The sequence below is a fragment of the Ruegeria sp. HKCCD7559 genome, assembly GCF_013110575.1.
Lineage (GTDB): Bacteria > Pseudomonadota > Alphaproteobacteria > Rhodobacterales > Rhodobacteraceae > Ruegeria.
Window position 1 is genome coordinate 742307 of the sequence record NZ_WVQU01000001.1, and the last position, 13626, is coordinate 755932.

15 protein-coding genes are annotated in these 13626 nt (G+C 59.6%); 6 read left to right on the forward strand and 9 right to left on the reverse strand.

What is annotated here, in order from left to right:
* The first annotated feature begins 7 nt into the window (after nt 1-7).
* Together GS605_RS03705 and GS605_RS03710 are read left to right on the forward strand one after the other, a co-directional pair.
* A complete protein-coding gene (locus GS605_RS03705; RefSeq protein ID WP_171723097.1) occupies nt 8-1210 on the forward strand; it encodes an RSP_2647 family RNA methyltransferase in 1203 nt (400 codons plus the stop codon).
* The gene (locus GS605_RS03710) at nt 1207-1749 is read left to right on the forward strand and encodes an RSP_2648 family PIN domain-containing protein (RefSeq protein WP_171167719.1); all 543 of its coding nucleotides are present in this window, start codon (nt 1207-1209) and stop codon (nt 1747-1749) included. Before GS605_RS03705 ends, GS605_RS03710 begins: the two co-directional genes overlap by 4 nt.
* A 70-nt stretch (nt 1750-1819) precedes the next feature.
* On the opposite strand, the gene GS605_RS03715 is transcribed toward GS605_RS03710, so the two are convergent.
* Nucleotides 1820-2506 carry a M48 family metallopeptidase gene (locus GS605_RS03715; protein ID WP_171723098.1) on the reverse strand — a complete coding sequence of 229 codons (687 nt, stop codon included), beginning with the start codon at nt 2504-2506 and terminating at the stop codon, nt 1820-1822.
* A gap of 188 nt (nt 2507-2694) precedes the next feature.
* Here GS605_RS03715 and GS605_RS03720 point away from each other — a divergent pair, with 188 nt between their 5' ends.
* The gene (locus GS605_RS03720) at nt 2695-4179 is read left to right on the forward strand and encodes an inorganic phosphate transporter (RefSeq protein WP_171631841.1); all 1485 of its coding nucleotides are present in this window, start codon (nt 2695-2697) and stop codon (nt 4177-4179) included.
* A 15-nt stretch (nt 4180-4194) separates the two neighbouring features.
* On the opposite strand, the gene GS605_RS03725 is transcribed toward GS605_RS03720, so the two are convergent.
* From GS605_RS03725 to GS605_RS03745, 5 genes are all read right to left on the reverse strand, one after another.
* Complete coding sequence (locus tag GS605_RS03725) at nt 4195-5379, reverse strand: VWA domain-containing protein (RefSeq protein WP_171723099.1); 1185 nt, start codon at nt 5377-5379, stop codon at nt 4195-4197.
* Between the two features lie 4 nt (nt 5380-5383).
* Entirely contained in the window at nt 5384-5581 is a 198-nt protein-coding gene (locus GS605_RS03730) for a hypothetical protein (protein WP_171630689.1), read from the reverse strand.
* The gene (locus GS605_RS03735; protein ID WP_171723100.1) at nt 5562-6929 is read right to left on the reverse strand and encodes a DUF2927 domain-containing protein; all 1368 of its coding nucleotides are present in this window, start codon (nt 6927-6929) and stop codon (nt 5562-5564) included. Before GS605_RS03735 ends, GS605_RS03730 begins: the two co-directional genes overlap by 20 nt.
* Nucleotides 6926-7384: a GNAT family N-acetyltransferase gene (locus GS605_RS03740; RefSeq protein WP_171723101.1), complete on the reverse strand. Its 459-nt coding sequence runs from the start codon at nt 7382-7384 to the stop codon at nt 6926-6928. The genes GS605_RS03735 and GS605_RS03740 overlap by 4 nt, the downstream gene beginning before the upstream one ends.
* A 101-nt stretch (nt 7385-7485) precedes the next feature.
* Nucleotides 7486-8331: a MoxR family ATPase gene (locus GS605_RS03745; protein ID WP_171723102.1), complete on the reverse strand. Its 846-nt coding sequence runs from the start codon at nt 8329-8331 to the stop codon at nt 7486-7488.
* Between the two features lie 382 nt (nt 8332-8713).
* Between GS605_RS03745 and dksA the strand changes: the two genes are divergently transcribed.
* Nucleotides 8714-9136 (forward strand): RNA polymerase-binding protein DksA, encoded by a 423-nt coding sequence (gene dksA / locus GS605_RS03750; protein WP_171167736.1) that lies wholly within the window; start codon nt 8714-8716, stop codon nt 9134-9136.
* Nucleotides 9137-9208: 72 nt separating this feature from the next.
* Nucleotides 9209-10354, forward strand: a complete 1146-nt coding sequence (locus GS605_RS03755; protein WP_171723103.1) for an FAD-dependent monooxygenase — start codon at nt 9209-9211, stop codon at nt 10352-10354.
* Nucleotides 10355-10358: 4 nt separating this feature from the next.
* Here GS605_RS03755 and xth read toward each other — a convergent pair whose 3' ends face one another.
* Together xth and GS605_RS03765 are read right to left on the reverse strand one after the other, a co-directional pair.
* Nucleotides 10359-11138, reverse strand: coding sequence for an exodeoxyribonuclease III (gene xth, locus GS605_RS03760; protein WP_171631859.1), 780 nt, complete (start codon nt 11136-11138; stop codon nt 10359-10361).
* 278 nt (nt 11139-11416) lie between these two features.
* Nucleotides 11417-11740, reverse strand: coding sequence for an iron-sulfur cluster assembly accessory protein (locus GS605_RS03765; RefSeq protein ID WP_152458245.1), 324 nt, complete (start codon nt 11738-11740; stop codon nt 11417-11419).
* Nucleotides 11741-11816: 76 nt separating this feature from the next.
* On the opposite strand from GS605_RS03765, the gene GS605_RS03770 reads away from it, so the two are divergent.
* Nucleotides 11817-12956: a deoxyguanosinetriphosphate triphosphohydrolase gene (locus GS605_RS03770; protein WP_171723104.1), complete on the forward strand. Its 1140-nt coding sequence runs from the start codon at nt 11817-11819 to the stop codon at nt 12954-12956.
* On the opposite strand, the gene GS605_RS03775 is transcribed toward GS605_RS03770, so the two are convergent.
* A complete protein-coding gene (locus tag GS605_RS03775; protein WP_171631866.1) occupies nt 12957-13508 on the reverse strand; it encodes a hypothetical protein in 552 nt (183 codons plus the stop codon). It abuts the gene before it with no gap.
* Nucleotides 13509-13626 lie beyond the last annotated feature (118 nt).

Below are 13626 nucleotides of genomic sequence, written 5' to 3' on the forward strand. Positions count from 1 at the left end.
GGGCGCCATGACCCAATCTGCCGACCGTCCCCGTATCCGCCTGAAACCCAAAGCCAATGCGCGCGGCCTGCGCCATGGTTTCCCCTGGGTCTACGCCAATGACATCGTCACCGACCGCCGTACCCGAAAAATTCCGGCGGGCGCTCTGGCCGTGCTCGAAGACGACAAACGCGCGCCCATCGCGCTGGTCGCGGTCAATCCCGCGTCCAAGATCATGTGCCGGGTGCTGGATCGTGACATCGACGCGCAGCTTGACGCGGCGTGGTTCGAGAGCCGTTTGCAGCGCGCCCTTGATCTGCGAGAAAACCTGTTCGACGCCCCATATTACCGCTTGATCCATGCAGAAGCGGATGGCTTGCCCGGCGTTATCATCGACCGCTTTGGCGAGGCCTGTGTCATTCAGCCGAACGCGGCCTGGGCCGAGGCGCACCTGGATGTGCTGACCCAAGCTCTGGTCAAAGTCACTGGCGTGACCACGGTGCTGAAGAACGCCTCGGGCCGCACGCGCGGCCTGGAGGGGTTGGACGACGTCAACCAGGTATTGCGCGGAACCGCGCCCGATGCGCCCCTGCCGGTACCGATGAATGGCGCCACCTACATGGCGGATCTGACAGGCGGTCAGAAGACCGGGCTGTTTTACGACCAGCGCCCCAACCACGCCTTTGCCGCGCGCCTGGTTCATCCCGATGCGCAGGTGCTGGACGTGTTCAGCCATGTGGGCGGCTTCGGTCTGGCGATGCTTGCAGGCGGTGCGGGGCAGGCATTGTCCGTCGATGGCTCAGCCGCCGCGCTCGACCTGGCGAAAAAAGGGGCCGAGGCGTCGGGCCTTGCTGAAAAGTTCCAGACCCGACAGGGCGACGCGTTCGAGGTTCTGACTCAACTGGGTGAAGAAGGCGCGCGATTTGATGTGGTGATCTGCGATCCGCCCGCGTTTGCACCGTCCAGGCAAGCGCTGGATGCGGGGCTGCGCGCCTATGAACGTATCGCACGACTGGCGGCGCCTCTGGTCAAACCCGGTGGTTATCTGGGGCTGTGTTCGTGTTCGCACGCGGCTGACCTGAGCCGGTTCCGCGATGCGTCCTCCCGTGGGATCGGGCGCGCCGGGCGTCAGGCGCAATTGATCCACACCGGGTTTGCGGGTCCCGATCACCCGCAACTGCCGCAACTGGCGGAAAGCGGCTACCTCAAAGCAGTGTTCTACCGCCTGTGAAGGCCGTTCTCGACACCTGCGTCATCTATCCCACGGTGATGCGCGAGATGCTGCTGGGCGCGGCCCGCCTTGGCCATTTCACTCCGATCTGGTCTGCCCGCATCCTCGAAGAATGGGCCCGCGCCGCGCGCAAGCTGGGCCCGACGGGCGAGGCGCAAGCCCGCGCCGAAATTGCCTTGGCGCAAGCGCAGTGGCCACAGGCCGAACGCGCGCCGGTCCCGGGGCTGGAGCAGCGCCTCTGGCTGCCCGACGCAGCCGATATCCACGTTCTGGCGACGGCCATCACCGCCTCGGCCGACGTCATCGTGACCGTCAACGCCAAGGATTTCCCCAGAAATATTTTGGCAGAGGAGGGGCTCGACCGCCGAGATCCCGACGGCTTGCTGCATGGTCTCTGGCTATCTGACCCTGACGGCCTGGCGACCATCGCCGATCGCGTTCTGAGTGAAGCCATCCGCCTTTCCGGCCACCAATGGACCCTGCGGGCGCTGATGAAAAAGGCCCGCCTTCCACGCCTTGGCAAGGCGCTCACCCAATAAACTGGATCCCACTTCATCTGGCTAAAAATATCCCGGAGAGCGCGAGAGGCTGGCCTCTCGCTGCGCACCCTCAGCCACGCGCCCAACGCTGCTCAAGGGCCTCCAGTGCCGCAACGCGCTCACCCGTTTTCGGGTGGCTCATCAACCATGCCGGGGCAACGCCCGCCCGTTGTTGCGTCAGGTCTTCCAGCTTGTGAAACAAGGATTTCTGCGGCCCGATCCCGATTCCGGCCTTGGTCAGCAAGGCGGCGGCATATTCGTCCGCCTCATACTCATCCTGTCGCGACAGGCGCGAGGCCAGTAATGATGTCAAGGCATTCGCAATCATCGCTCCGATAAACGGAATAAACCGGTTCAGCACCATGATCAGCGCCGTCCGCATCGCGTTTTGGCCTGAAAAATCAATCATCCGTCGCTTTGCGTGACCCAAGGCTACATGTCCCAGCTCATGTGCGATCACGCTGGCCATTTCCTCGGCCGACACCTCTCCGTTGCGGAATTTTCGGTAAAACCCGCGCGTGATGAAAATCCGACCATCCGGAGCAGCCAGCCCGTTCACCGGGTCAATCTCGTAGATATAGACGGGGACCCGATCGATTTCCAAAGCTGCGGCCAGCCGGTCCGTCATACGTTTCAGCACCGGGTCGGCCAGTTCGGTCGATTTTGCGTCCAACTCACGATGGGTGCGCCAGACCGAAATGCGGTACATCACGATGGCATAGCCAATTGCCAGCAGGATCGGGGTCAATCGAAGCATGTCAAAGATATGGTCCGAACATGGGCTTTGCGCAAGTCACACCTGCGGGATGTGCGTCGGGACCCGCATAACCTTTTTTCGTGCGCCGAAATCGGCACAACCTTCGATAAGTTGTGATCTTGCGATATGAGCTGTTGATTATTTCAACGATCCCACTTAACCGACAGGGCGCTATCGATGGGGGACCCATGACCGACAAGAACTATGAAGCGCGTCACCTGGAAACACTCGACCGGGATTTGCGGCGCTTTTCACGCCTCGAAATGGCGACCGCACAGGCTGGACGACCCTTTGTGGGCTCAGGGATCGCCCTGGCATTCATTGTCGTCGCAGGCCTTGTGGCCGCTTTCCTGTTCGGGCAGGGCAACAATTCACTTGTCGTCGTGATCGCGGCGATGTTCGGGGCCTATATGGCGCTGAATATCGGGGCCAATGACGTCGCCAACAACATGGGTCCCGCAGTGGGGGCGAATGCGCTGACGATGGGCGGTGCCATCGCGATTGCCGTTGTTTTTGAAAGTGCCGGGGCGCTCATTGCCGGGGGCGATGTCGTGTCGACCATCGCCAAGGGAATCATCGCGCCGGAAAGCATGGGAACAGCCGACGTCTTCATATGGGCGATGATGGCTGCGCTGCTGTCCTCGGCGCTTTGGGTCAATCTGGCGACTTGGATCGGCGCGCCGGTTTCCACCACGCATTCGGTCGTGGGCGGTGTAATGGGGGCAGGGATCGCTGCGGCTGGGTTCGGCGCCGTAAGCTGGGGCACCATGAGCAAGATCGCTGCCAGCTGGGTGATCTCGCCACTTCTGGGGGGCTTGGTCGCAGCCGGTTTCCTGTGGTTCATCAAGGCCAGGATCATCTATCAGGAAGACAAGATCGCCGCGGCCCGCAAATGGGTGCCGATGCTGGTCGGGATCATGGCGGGCGCCTTTGCATCTTATCTGGCGCTCAAGGGTCTCAAGAAAATCATCAAGATTGATCTCGGGACAGCGTTGCTGATCGGTGCGGCGTGTGGCGGGCTGATCTGGGCAGTGATGATCCCGGTGATCCGCCGCCAGTCCGAGGGGCTTGAAAACCGCAACAAGTCGCTGAAAATTCTGTTTGGAATTCCGCTGATCGTGTCTGCGGCACTGCTGAGTTTTGCGCATGGTGCAAATGACGTTGCCAACGCGGTGGGACCGTTGGCCGCGATTGTGCAGGCTTCTGCCTCGGGCGACTTCACTCATGCCGTCAGCATTCCCTATTGGGTCATGGTCATCGGTGCGTTCGGGATATCGTTCGGCCTGTTCCTGTTTGGTCCGAAACTGATCCGTATGGTCGGCAGCCAGATCACCAAGCTCAACCCGATGCGGGCCTATTGCGTTGCCCTGTCGGCCGCAATCACGGTGATCGTTGCAAGCTGGCTGGGCCTGCCTGTCAGTTCCACCCACATCGCGGTTGGCGCTGTCTTCGGTGTCGGGTTCTTTCGGGAATGGGATGCCGAGCGACGGCTGAGACGCGCCAGCCGGGCTTTCCCTGAACGCCCCCGCGTCGCGCCGGAAGAACGCCGCCGCCGCAAGCTGGTTCGTCGGTCGCATTTCCTGACCATCGTTGCTGCGTGGGTTATCACGGTTCCCGCCGCTGCAATGCTGGCAGCGATCCTGTTTCTTGGGATTCAGGTAATTGCCGGGTAAACTCTGGCGCTGACCTCAACGGGTCAGCGCTTTCATGCCCTGTTCCAGCCCGGCCAGGGTCATCGGCACCATGTGGCCTTCGAAGATCTCCTGAATCATGCTGATGGAGTGGGTGTATTCCCAATACTTCTCGGGCACGGGATTGATCCACAGGTTCGACGCCCATTGATCCCGCGCGCGTTGCAGCCAGACCTGCCCGGCCTCTGCGTTCCAATGCTCGTTGGCGCCGCCGGGATAGGCGATTTCATACGGGCTCATCGAGGCGTCGCCGACGAAGATGCATTTGTAGTCGGGCCCATAGGTGCGCAACACTTCATGCGTGGGCGTCTGCTGGTCCCAGCGGCGGCGATTGTCACGCCAGACGCCCTCGTAAAGGCAATTGTGGAAATAAAAATATTCCAGATGCTTGAACTCGGACCGTGCGGCTGAAAACAGCTCTTCCACCACTTTGATATGCGGGTCCATTGATCCGCCAACGTCCAGAAACAGCAGAACCTTGACCGCGTTGTGACGTTCGGGTCGGGTTTTGACGTCCAAATAGCCGTGCTCGGCCGTAGCGCGAATGGTGCCGTCCAGATCCAGTTCTTCCGCAGCACCTTCGCGCGCCCAGCGGCGCAGGCGTTTCAGGGCAACCTTGATGTTGCGGGTGCCCAGTTCAACCGTGTCGTCCAGGTTTCTGAATTCGCGCTTGTCCCAAACCTTGACCGCGCGCTGGTGGCGGCTTTCCTTTTGGCCGATGCGCACGCCTTCGGGATTGTAGCCATAGGCCCCGAAAGGAGAGGTCCCGGCCGTGCCGATCCACTTGTTGCCGCCCTGATGGCGGCCTTGTTGTTCCTTGAGACGCTCGCGCAGCGTTTCCATCAGCTTGTCGAAACCGCCAAGCGCCTCGATCTCGGCTTTTTCTTCATCAGACAGGTGCTTTTCGGCCATTTTGGCCAGCCAGTCGCCCGGGATGTCAACGGCTTCCAGAACCTGATCGAAGCTGATCTCGTTCAGTCCTTCGAAACTGGCGGCAAAGGCGCGGTCGAACTTGTCGATGTTGCGTTCGTCCTTCACCATCGACACGCGCGCGAGATAGTAGAACGCCTCGATATCATAGGTGGCCAGACCCTTTTTCATGCCTTCCAGAAAAGTCAGATACTCCCGCAGCGATACCGGGATGCCAGCTTTGCGAAGGTTTTCGAAAAAGGGCAGGAACATCGTGTCAGGCCACCAAACGCACCAGAATCAACGAGATCACCAGACCCACCAGCGCAAAGGCAATGCCGTATCCGGCGGCATACTGCGCCATGTCGGCCCGATTACCGCTGCGCTTTTTCGCGGTCAGGGCGCCCAAGGTTGCACCCAGTGCCGCCATTCCCAGAACTACCAACATATGTGCGTCATCCGTCTTTCGTGCCATCCGTGTTTCTTCGGCCATTGCCCCGCGACAATGACTGGGCCACCAGATCCGAGCCAAACCCGTACCGCGCCCATCCCAGGCTGTCCAGCCTGACGGCACGTGCCTGCTGTATCTGCCCCGCCTGTTTCAGCGCTTCTGATTTCAGCAACAGCAACGTGGCCAGCAAAGACGCATTTTCTGCCCGTGTCATGACATCGATGGCCCTGTTCAGCTCGGGCAGAACACTGGGTCCCTTTTCCTGTGCCAGCGCGAATGCCGCGGTTTGCGTGGTGACATAGGCCTGATGCACCTCTGTGCCGGGCGTGGCCTTCAGAAATTGCTGCGCAATCTGAAACTGGCGTTGGGCTTCGATGGGGTCCCGGAATTGTTCCATCCGGCCCATCAGGTAATGGGGATAGGCGCGGCGGTGATCCGTCCATCCCTGCTGCTGACCGATCCGTGCCGCCTTTCGGGCAGCGCGCAGCTGTCTGGGCGACCCCGCGCCCGGTCCCAGTGATTTCTGGATCGCGTCAATCCATTCGCGCGGTGTATCCGTAAAGGGTTGAACGGGCACCCTGTCCCCGCGCGGGTTCATCCGGCTCAGAACCCCCGGGATGACCGCGGCAACCTGATCGCGGGTCATGCCGGTGCGCAGTTCCGGCGCATAGGCAGCCCGCAGGATCAACATGTCGAACCCGGTCAGAACCGTATGGATATTGTCGTCGTTGAACACCGAATCCGGCAGGTGATACAGATCGTTCAGCGGACCAAGCGCTTGCGCCAGTTCTTCATGCAGGCAATCACGTATTTCCTGCGGACTGACGTCGTATGGGATGAAAATCCCAAGCCGTTCGCGTTTGTGCAGTTCTGTCCAGCTGCTTTTGATCTTTCGGCGGTCACGGCGATATTCTTCAAGGCTGGAGGAGTTGGGGACGACGAAACAGGCCGCGTTGGGCAGAATGCGCAGAATGTCTTTCTGGCTGACGGCTTCGATGGTGATATTCGCCTGGCCTTCGTCGATCTGTCGGATGTTGATTCCGGCTTCACGCCTCAGGCGGTTGAGCAACCGGGTCAGATCTTGCTGCATGCTTGCGGTCGGCGATCCGGCCAGGCGGACTGTGACCGGGGTCTCAAATCGCGTGAAAACGGGCAGGGCGGCGCCGCTTTCCAGTTCAAAATGCAGGGACAAGAAATCCGAGGCGATGTTCTTGTTCGATCGAGCAGGCGGCGAAGGACGTGCTGTTGAAAAAGACTTGGCAGGCGGCAGGCTTGCTTCGATGGGCGCGACCTGATCGGGCAGCTCGATCGTTTCAACCGTCGCGCAGCCGGCAACAACCAGTGCCAGAAAAAGGGCACTCAATCGCTTCATGAGCGGGCGTACTTGATGAACGGTGTCAGTGTGCCGATGCGATCATACAGTTTCCGCGCAGTGTGGTTAAAATCCTGGGTCAGCCAATAGACCGACGGCGCGCCCTGACGATCGGCCTCGTCATAGACCGCCTGGATCAAGGCCCGGCCAACGCCTGCCCCTCGTGCCTTGGGTCGCGCGAACAGGTCTTGCAGGTAGCAGACCAATTCCACCTTCCAGGCGTGGCGATGAAAAAGATAGTGTGTCAGTCCGACCAGGGCGCCATTCTGCTCGGCAACGAAACAGGAAAAATCCTGCGGGTCGTCGCCCAGCAGCCTGGAAAAGGTTGTTTCGTATACATCATCGGGCAGGGCGGTTTCATAAAATGCCAGATAGTCCCGCCACATGTCGGCCCATTGGCTTTTGTCCTCGGCACGCAGGGTGCGGATTGTCAGTGCGTTCGCCACGCGAGTCATCCAATTCTGTGGGCGGCGAAGCTCTGTTTCGCCAGATGGGCCGATGCTGGCATCCGGGCCGCCGCAAGGCAAGCCATGATCACCGTCTGGTCACCGTCCGGCTATCGTTTGCCGCGTGCCATAAAGGCCAGACGTTCGAACAGATGCACATCCTGTTCATTCTTCAGCAACGCGCCATGCAGTTTCGGAAGCGCATCTGTGCCGCCGCGTTTGAGGTCTTCGGCGCTCAGGTCCTCGGCCAGCAGCAGCTTCAGCCAATCCAGCACTTCCGATGTTGACGGCTTTTTCTTGAGCCCCTGCGTCTCGCGGATTTCATAAAACTGGGTCAGGGCGGTGGTCAGCAGCGCATCCTTGATGCCGGGGTGATGAACCTCGACGATGCGGCGCATCGTGGCCTCGTCCGGGAAGCGGATGTAGTGGAAGAAGCAGCGGCGCAGAAACGCGTCCGGCAATTCCTTTTCATTGTTCGAGGTGATGATGACGATCGGGCGGTTTTTGGCCCGGATGGTTTCCCCTGTCTCGTAGACATGGAACTCCATCTTGTCGAGTTCCTGCAAAAGGTCGTTTGGAAACTCGATATCCGCCTTGTCGATCTCATCGATCAGCAGAACGACCTTTTCGTCGGCCTCGAAGGCCTGCCACAGCTTGCCCTTGCGGATATAGTTCGACACGTCATGCACGCGTTCCTCACCCAACTGGCTGTCCCGCAGGCGGCTGACCGCGTCATATTCATACAGGCCCTGCTGCGCGCGGGTGGTGGATTTCACGTTCCATTCAATCATCCTCAGCCCCAGCGCGCCGGCCACCTGTTTGGCAAGTTCTGTCTTGCCGGTGCCGGGTTCGCCCTTGACCAGCAATGGGCGTTCAAGTGTGACGGCGGCGTTCACGGCAATCGTCAGATCGTCAGTGGCGACATATTCGGCTGTACCTTGAAAGCGTGCGGTCATGGGCCTCTCGTGTGGTTTTTCGTGATCCGTGGGCAGGTTGTGTTGTCCGGGTTACAGACGGTCAATGATTTTGACAACCCGCGTCCCTGCGTCGGTTGAGGCGATTTTTGCAGGAACTCCAAGCCCTTTTGGTTGATTCGTGCGCGCGAATGTACCCTGCCAATTGACACCTGCCTCAAAAAGGCCTGCTAAATTTCATAGAAAAACAGGGTTTTGTTGTTGTTTGTCTCATATTTAGACAAAACAACACGAGGGCGGGCTGAAGCAACGTTTGTGTAGTGACAATCCCACGCCCGTCGGCTAAACGCTGCGCAGAAGGGGGTGCCAAATGTCAGGTGAAACATCCGCGACCGACGTTTCTGGCCATACCGAGGGAGCAAATATGAAACAGGAAGTTTTTCTGCCGGAGGATTACCGCCCGGCCGAAGATGAACCTTTCATGAATGAACGTCAGCTTGAATATTTCCGCCGCAAGCTGTTGGATTGGAAGAATGAGCTTTTGGCGGGCAGCCGCGATACGATCGAAGGGCTGCAGGACAACACCCGAAACATTCCGGATGTCGCAGACCGCGCGAGCGAGGAGACCGATCGCGCTCTGGAGCTGCGGACACGCGACCGCCAGCGCAAGCTGGTTGCCAAGATCGACGCAGCCCTGCGCCGGATCGAAGAGGGTGAATACGGCTACTGCGAAAAGACCGGCGATCCGATTTCGCTGAAACGCCTGGATGCACGTCCGATTGCGACCATGACGCTGGAGGCGCAAGAGCGCCACGAGCGCCGCGAAAAGGTCCATCGCGACGATTGATCGCCGGGTGAAACTGGAAAATTTCGAACGCCGGGGCCTGTGGTTCTGGCGTTTTTGCGTTATGCGGGGGGCATGAAGATCAATCGGTTGAATTTCTGTGTAATTGGTGGCGGCATCGGCGGTCTGGCGGCTGCGTTGGCGCTGCGGCAACACGGGGCGCAGGTCACCCTGCTAGAGCAAGCCCCGGCATTGACCGAGGTTGGCGCCGGTCTGCAGATCAGTGAAAACGGGTTGTGCGTGTTGCGCGCGCTTGGGGTGGCGGATCTGTCTGCGGGCCAGAAGTCGCACGGTACGATCTTGCGCGATTACCGCAAAGGCCGCGTTGTCAGCCGGCTGCCCGGTCCTTCGGCTGGCCCGACCTATTACTTTCACCGCGCCGATCTGTTGAATCTGCTGCATTCTGCGGCCCGCAAGGCCGGCGTGGATGTCCGTCTGGGGGCCAAGGTTTCCAACGTGCACAAACACCCCAACGAAGCCGAAATTCTGTTGGCGAGCGGCGAACGGCTGCGCGCCGAATGCGTCATCGCGGCCGACGGTGGCCGAAGCGCGATTCGCCCGGCTCTGAACGGGCCCGAGACACCCGAGTTCACGCACCAGGTCGCCTGGCGCGCCACCATTCCCTGGCGACCGGATTCAGGCGTGGTGACGGCATCCCTGACCATGGGGCCGGGTCGGCATGTCGTAACCTATCCTTTGCGCGATCAAAGCATGATGAACATCGTTGCGGTCGAGGAACGCTCGGACTGGAGGGAAGAGGGATGGAAGCTGAACGGCGATCCGGATGAATTGCGTGCACGTTTTTCAGGGTTCGGCGGTCCGGTAGGTGAGATTCTGTCAAAGGTCTCGGATGTGAATCTGTGGGCCCTGTTCCTGCGCCCGGTCGCAGAAAAATGGCAGAACGGTCGTTTGGCATTGCTGGGGGACGCGGCGCATCCGACCTTGCCGTTCATGGCGCAAGGCGCCTGCTTGGCGTTGGAAGACGCCTGGGTGCTCGCACGATCTTTCGACGAACACTCGGGTGTCACAAGCGCGCTTGCCGCCTACGAGAAAACGCGCCGACCAAGGGCAGAAAGCGTGGTTGCCGCTGCCGGGTCGAACGCACGTAATTTCCACCTGTCAGGCCCCGCCCGTTTGGCGGCCCAATGTGCGCTTATGGCCATCGGACGGAAATTGTCACGCCGCTACGAATGGATATACACCTACGACGTCACGGCCTGAACCGCTAAATATCCAGATCGACCCAGACAGGCACGTGATCCGAGGGTTTTTCATGCCCGCGCACGGCGGCATCAATCTGGCAATCCCGCATTAGATCTGCCGCTTGCGGGGTCAGCAGAAAGTGATCGATCCGAATTCCGTCGTTCCGGTTCCAGGCCCCGGCCTGGTAGTCCCAGAATGAATAGTGCCCCGCGCTTTGGGTGGTGGCCCGGAACGCTTCGGTGAAGCCCAGATTCAGGATCTTGCGAAACGCGGTGCGGCTTTCGGGGCGGAACAATGCGTCTTCGCGCCATGCTTCGGGGCGTTTGGCGTCCTCCACCTGCGGGATGATGTTGTAATCCCCCGCCATCAACGCAGGTTCTTCGGTTGCCAGCAAATCACGGGCACGGTGATAAAGCCGCTCCATCCATGCCAGTTTGTAATCGTATTTCGGGCCGGGCGCCGGATTGCCATTGGGCAGGTACAATCCACAGATCCGAAGAGCCTTTTTACCAACGACGGTGGCTTCTATCCAACGGGCCTGCTCATCCGCGTCATCGCCGGGAAGGCCGCGGGATACATCCTCGAGGGGAAGCTTCGACAAGATTGCAACGCCGTTGAAGCTTTTTTGTCCATGGGTTTCCACGTTGAACCCACGCTCTTCGAATATCTCGCGCGGGAAGTTTTCATCGACCGACTTGATCTCTTGCAACAGCACAACGTCCGGCTGCGCTTCGTCCAGCCAACGGGGCAGGGCTTCGACCCGCGCTTTGATGCCGTTGATGTTGAACGTGGCGATTTTCATGCGCGATCCTCCGAAGACTTGGTGCAACCTATCGCGCAGAACGGGCCCAACGGCAAGGCGGAGATCGTATTTGCGAGGCTCTGCCTCGCGCTCCTGGATATTTTTGGCCAGATGAAGAAACGGATTATTAACCGAATTTCTTCAAGCTGAAGTGGCGGTACAGGCGGGGACGCCGATGACAGCGCCAGGTGAAGCCCTCTGGTCTTTCGGTCAGAGGGCGGACTCCTGCTTCATCTGGCTGAAAATATCCTGGGGGTGTGGGGGCAAAGCCCCCACGGTTACATCGAAAAAGATGTGCCACAACCGCAGGAAGAGGTGGCGTTGGGGTTGTCGATTACAAATCGCGCACCGATCAGTTCCTGGGTGAAGTCGATAACCGCGTTTTCCAGGAAGGGCAGCGAAATGGCGTCGACAATGACTTTTTGCCCTTTGCCTTCAAGGACCAGATCATCTTCTTTTGGCGTATCCAAAGCGATTTCGTATTGAAACCCCGAGCAACCGCCGCCTTCCACTGCGACGCGCAGTGCCTGACCCTGATCCGCCGCGCCGATTTCTGCGAGGCGTTCAAAGGCGCGATCCGTGACTGTTGGGGGCAGATTCATGCCGGTCTCCAAAGGTTTCCTTCCGTTACGCCATACAATATAGAAAGTGCAAGGACAGGCGACAAGGACGGGCCATTTGGACAGAGCTAGTTTTGCCTCGGATCCGGACCGCACCAGGGGACGGCTCGTAGCCGAGGAGGAAAGCAGTTTCCGATCATGCTTTCAGCGCGACCGGGACAGGATCATTCACGCCAGTGCCTTTCGGCGCCTCAAACACAAGACGCAAGTTTTCGTTGAGCATGAGGGCGATAGCTACCGCACCCGCCTGACCCATTCCATCGAGGTGGCGCAGGTGGCCCGGACCATTGCCGGTGCTCTGGGCCTGAACCCAGAGCTGACCGAAGCTGTGGCCCTGGCGCATGATCTGGGGCACACGCCCTTTGGACATACCGGCGAAGACGCGTTGCACGCGTTGATGAAACCCTATGGTGGTTTTGATCACAACGCGCAGGCCATTCGGATCGTCACAAAGCTGGAGCGCCACTATGCAGAATTCGATGGGTGCAACCTGACCTGGGAATGTCTGGAAGGAATAGCCAAGCACAATGGCCCGGTTGAGGGCGATCTGCCCTGGGCATTGGCCGAGTGCAATCAGGAATTCGATCTTGAACTGCACACCCATGCCAGCGCGGAAGCGCAAGTTGCGGCCCTTTCTGATGACATAGCGTACAACAATCACGATCTTCTGGACGGATTGCGCGCAGGCTTGTTCACGGATGACGATTTGCAGGACCTGCCAATTGTCGGGGTGTGTTACGCCGAGGTGGATGCCAGATACCCAGGGCTGGATTCCTATCGCCGGCGTCACGAAGCGCTAAGGCGGGTTTTTGGTGTCATGGTGGGGGATGTCATCAACACTTCGAACGATCTCATTGCCGTTTCTGGCGCGCAGTCCGTCGAAGAAATCCGACATCTTGGGTATCCTGTCATCCAGTTCTCGGATGAGGTTTGGGCGCAACTGCGTGAAATCCGGGCGTTTCTGTTCACACGTATGTATCGCGCACCCAGGGTGATGTCAGTGCGGGCAGAGGTGGCAAAGATCGTGGAAGATCTGTTTCCGATCTACATGAACGATCCCAGGCAAATGCCTGTGCGCTGGCACGATGACATTGAAGCTGCCAGGGACGACACAGCCTTGGCCCGCATTGTTTCCGATTACATTGCGGGCATGACCGACCGATTTGCCTTGCAGGACCATGCGCGGCTGACGGGCTGATCACTCCACGGCTATGTAAGCGATGGCCCAGACTTGCTGAGCCGCTTGTCTCGCAGACTGATCGGCGTTCTTTGTCGGTGGGAACACGATCATTGTCGGGCCATAGCCTCCGATCCCCATCGGTGCGCCATCAGCATGCGTTGCAACGATCGGTTTGTGCGTTGCGATACTGTCCCACTCGATTTCAGCCTGATACCCATCCAGCGCCATGGGAAAAGCGGTTTTCCCCTCGGCCCCCGCCAGTGTCATGACGTCTGCCAAAAGCGGGCCCGAAAACCTGTAATCCCGCTCATTGCCCGGAGGACCATAGGGGATTGTGATCTCGAACTGCTCCAGCCCGTCCAGCATGGCTGCGTCAAACCCTGCCGCGCCGTCATGCGTGACCTCCAGATAGCCCAGCAGACCGCCGTCATTCTCACCTCGCGCAGGCAGGTTTGTTTCACTGACCGTGCCGCCCAGCGTCAGCAGCACATGGCCTTTGGGCTGTGGCAGGTCGGCCAGCGCAGGCAAGGCGGTGGACAAAAGCAAGGCAAAGGACAAGGCGCGGTGCATCAACGGTCTCCGGTAGCGGCGTACAGGCCCGAGATTAGCGAGATGTTTCGCCAAACCAAGCTTAAACATTAGGCGTCCATTGACCTTGCCGGTTTGCGTGGTAAACCCCGCGACAAGC

Bases quoted from the DNA above. Each gene is read 5' to 3' on its own strand.
- GS605_RS03775 (WP_171631866.1), bottom strand. From the start codon at position 13,508: ATGCACCGCGCCTTGTCCTTTGCCTTGCTTTTGTCCACCGCCTTGCCT.
- dksA (WP_171167736.1), top strand. From the start codon at position 8,714: ATGAAACAGGAAGTTTTTCTGCCGGAGGATTACCGCCCGGCCGAAGAT.
- GS605_RS03735 (WP_171723100.1), bottom strand. From the start codon at position 6,929: ATGAAGCGATTGAGTGCCCTTTTTCTGGCACTGGTTGTTGCCGGCTGC.
- GS605_RS03725 (WP_171723099.1), bottom strand. From the start codon at position 5,379: ATGTTCCTGCCCTTTTTCGAAAACCTTCGCAAAGCTGGCATCCCGGTA.
- GS605_RS03745 (WP_171723102.1), bottom strand. From the start codon at position 8,331: ATGACCGCACGCTTTCAAGGTACAGCCGAATATGTCGCCACTGACGAT.
- GS605_RS03765 (WP_152458245.1), bottom strand. From the start codon at position 11,740: ATGAATCTGCCCCCAACAGTCACGGATCGCGCCTTTGAACGCCTCGCA.
- xth (WP_171631859.1), bottom strand. From the start codon at position 11,138: ATGAAAATCGCCACGTTCAACATCAACGGCATCAAAGCGCGGGTCGAA.
- GS605_RS03755 (WP_171723103.1), top strand. From the start codon at position 9,209: ATGAAGATCAATCGGTTGAATTTCTGTGTAATTGGTGGCGGCATCGGC.
- GS605_RS03715 (WP_171723098.1), bottom strand. From the start codon at position 2,506: ATGCTTCGATTGACCCCGATCCTGCTGGCAATTGGCTATGCCATCGTG.
- GS605_RS03730 (WP_171630689.1), bottom strand. From the start codon at position 5,581: ATGGCACGAAAGACGGATGACGCACATATGTTGGTAGTTCTGGGAATG.
- GS605_RS03740 (WP_171723101.1), bottom strand. From the start codon at position 7,384: ATGACTCGCGTGGCGAACGCACTGACAATCCGCACCCTGCGTGCCGAG.
- GS605_RS03720 (WP_171631841.1), top strand. From the start codon at position 2,695: ATGACCGACAAGAACTATGAAGCGCGTCACCTGGAAACACTCGACCGG.
- GS605_RS03705 (WP_171723097.1), top strand. From the start codon at position 8: ATGACCCAATCTGCCGACCGTCCCCGTATCCGCCTGAAACCCAAAGCC.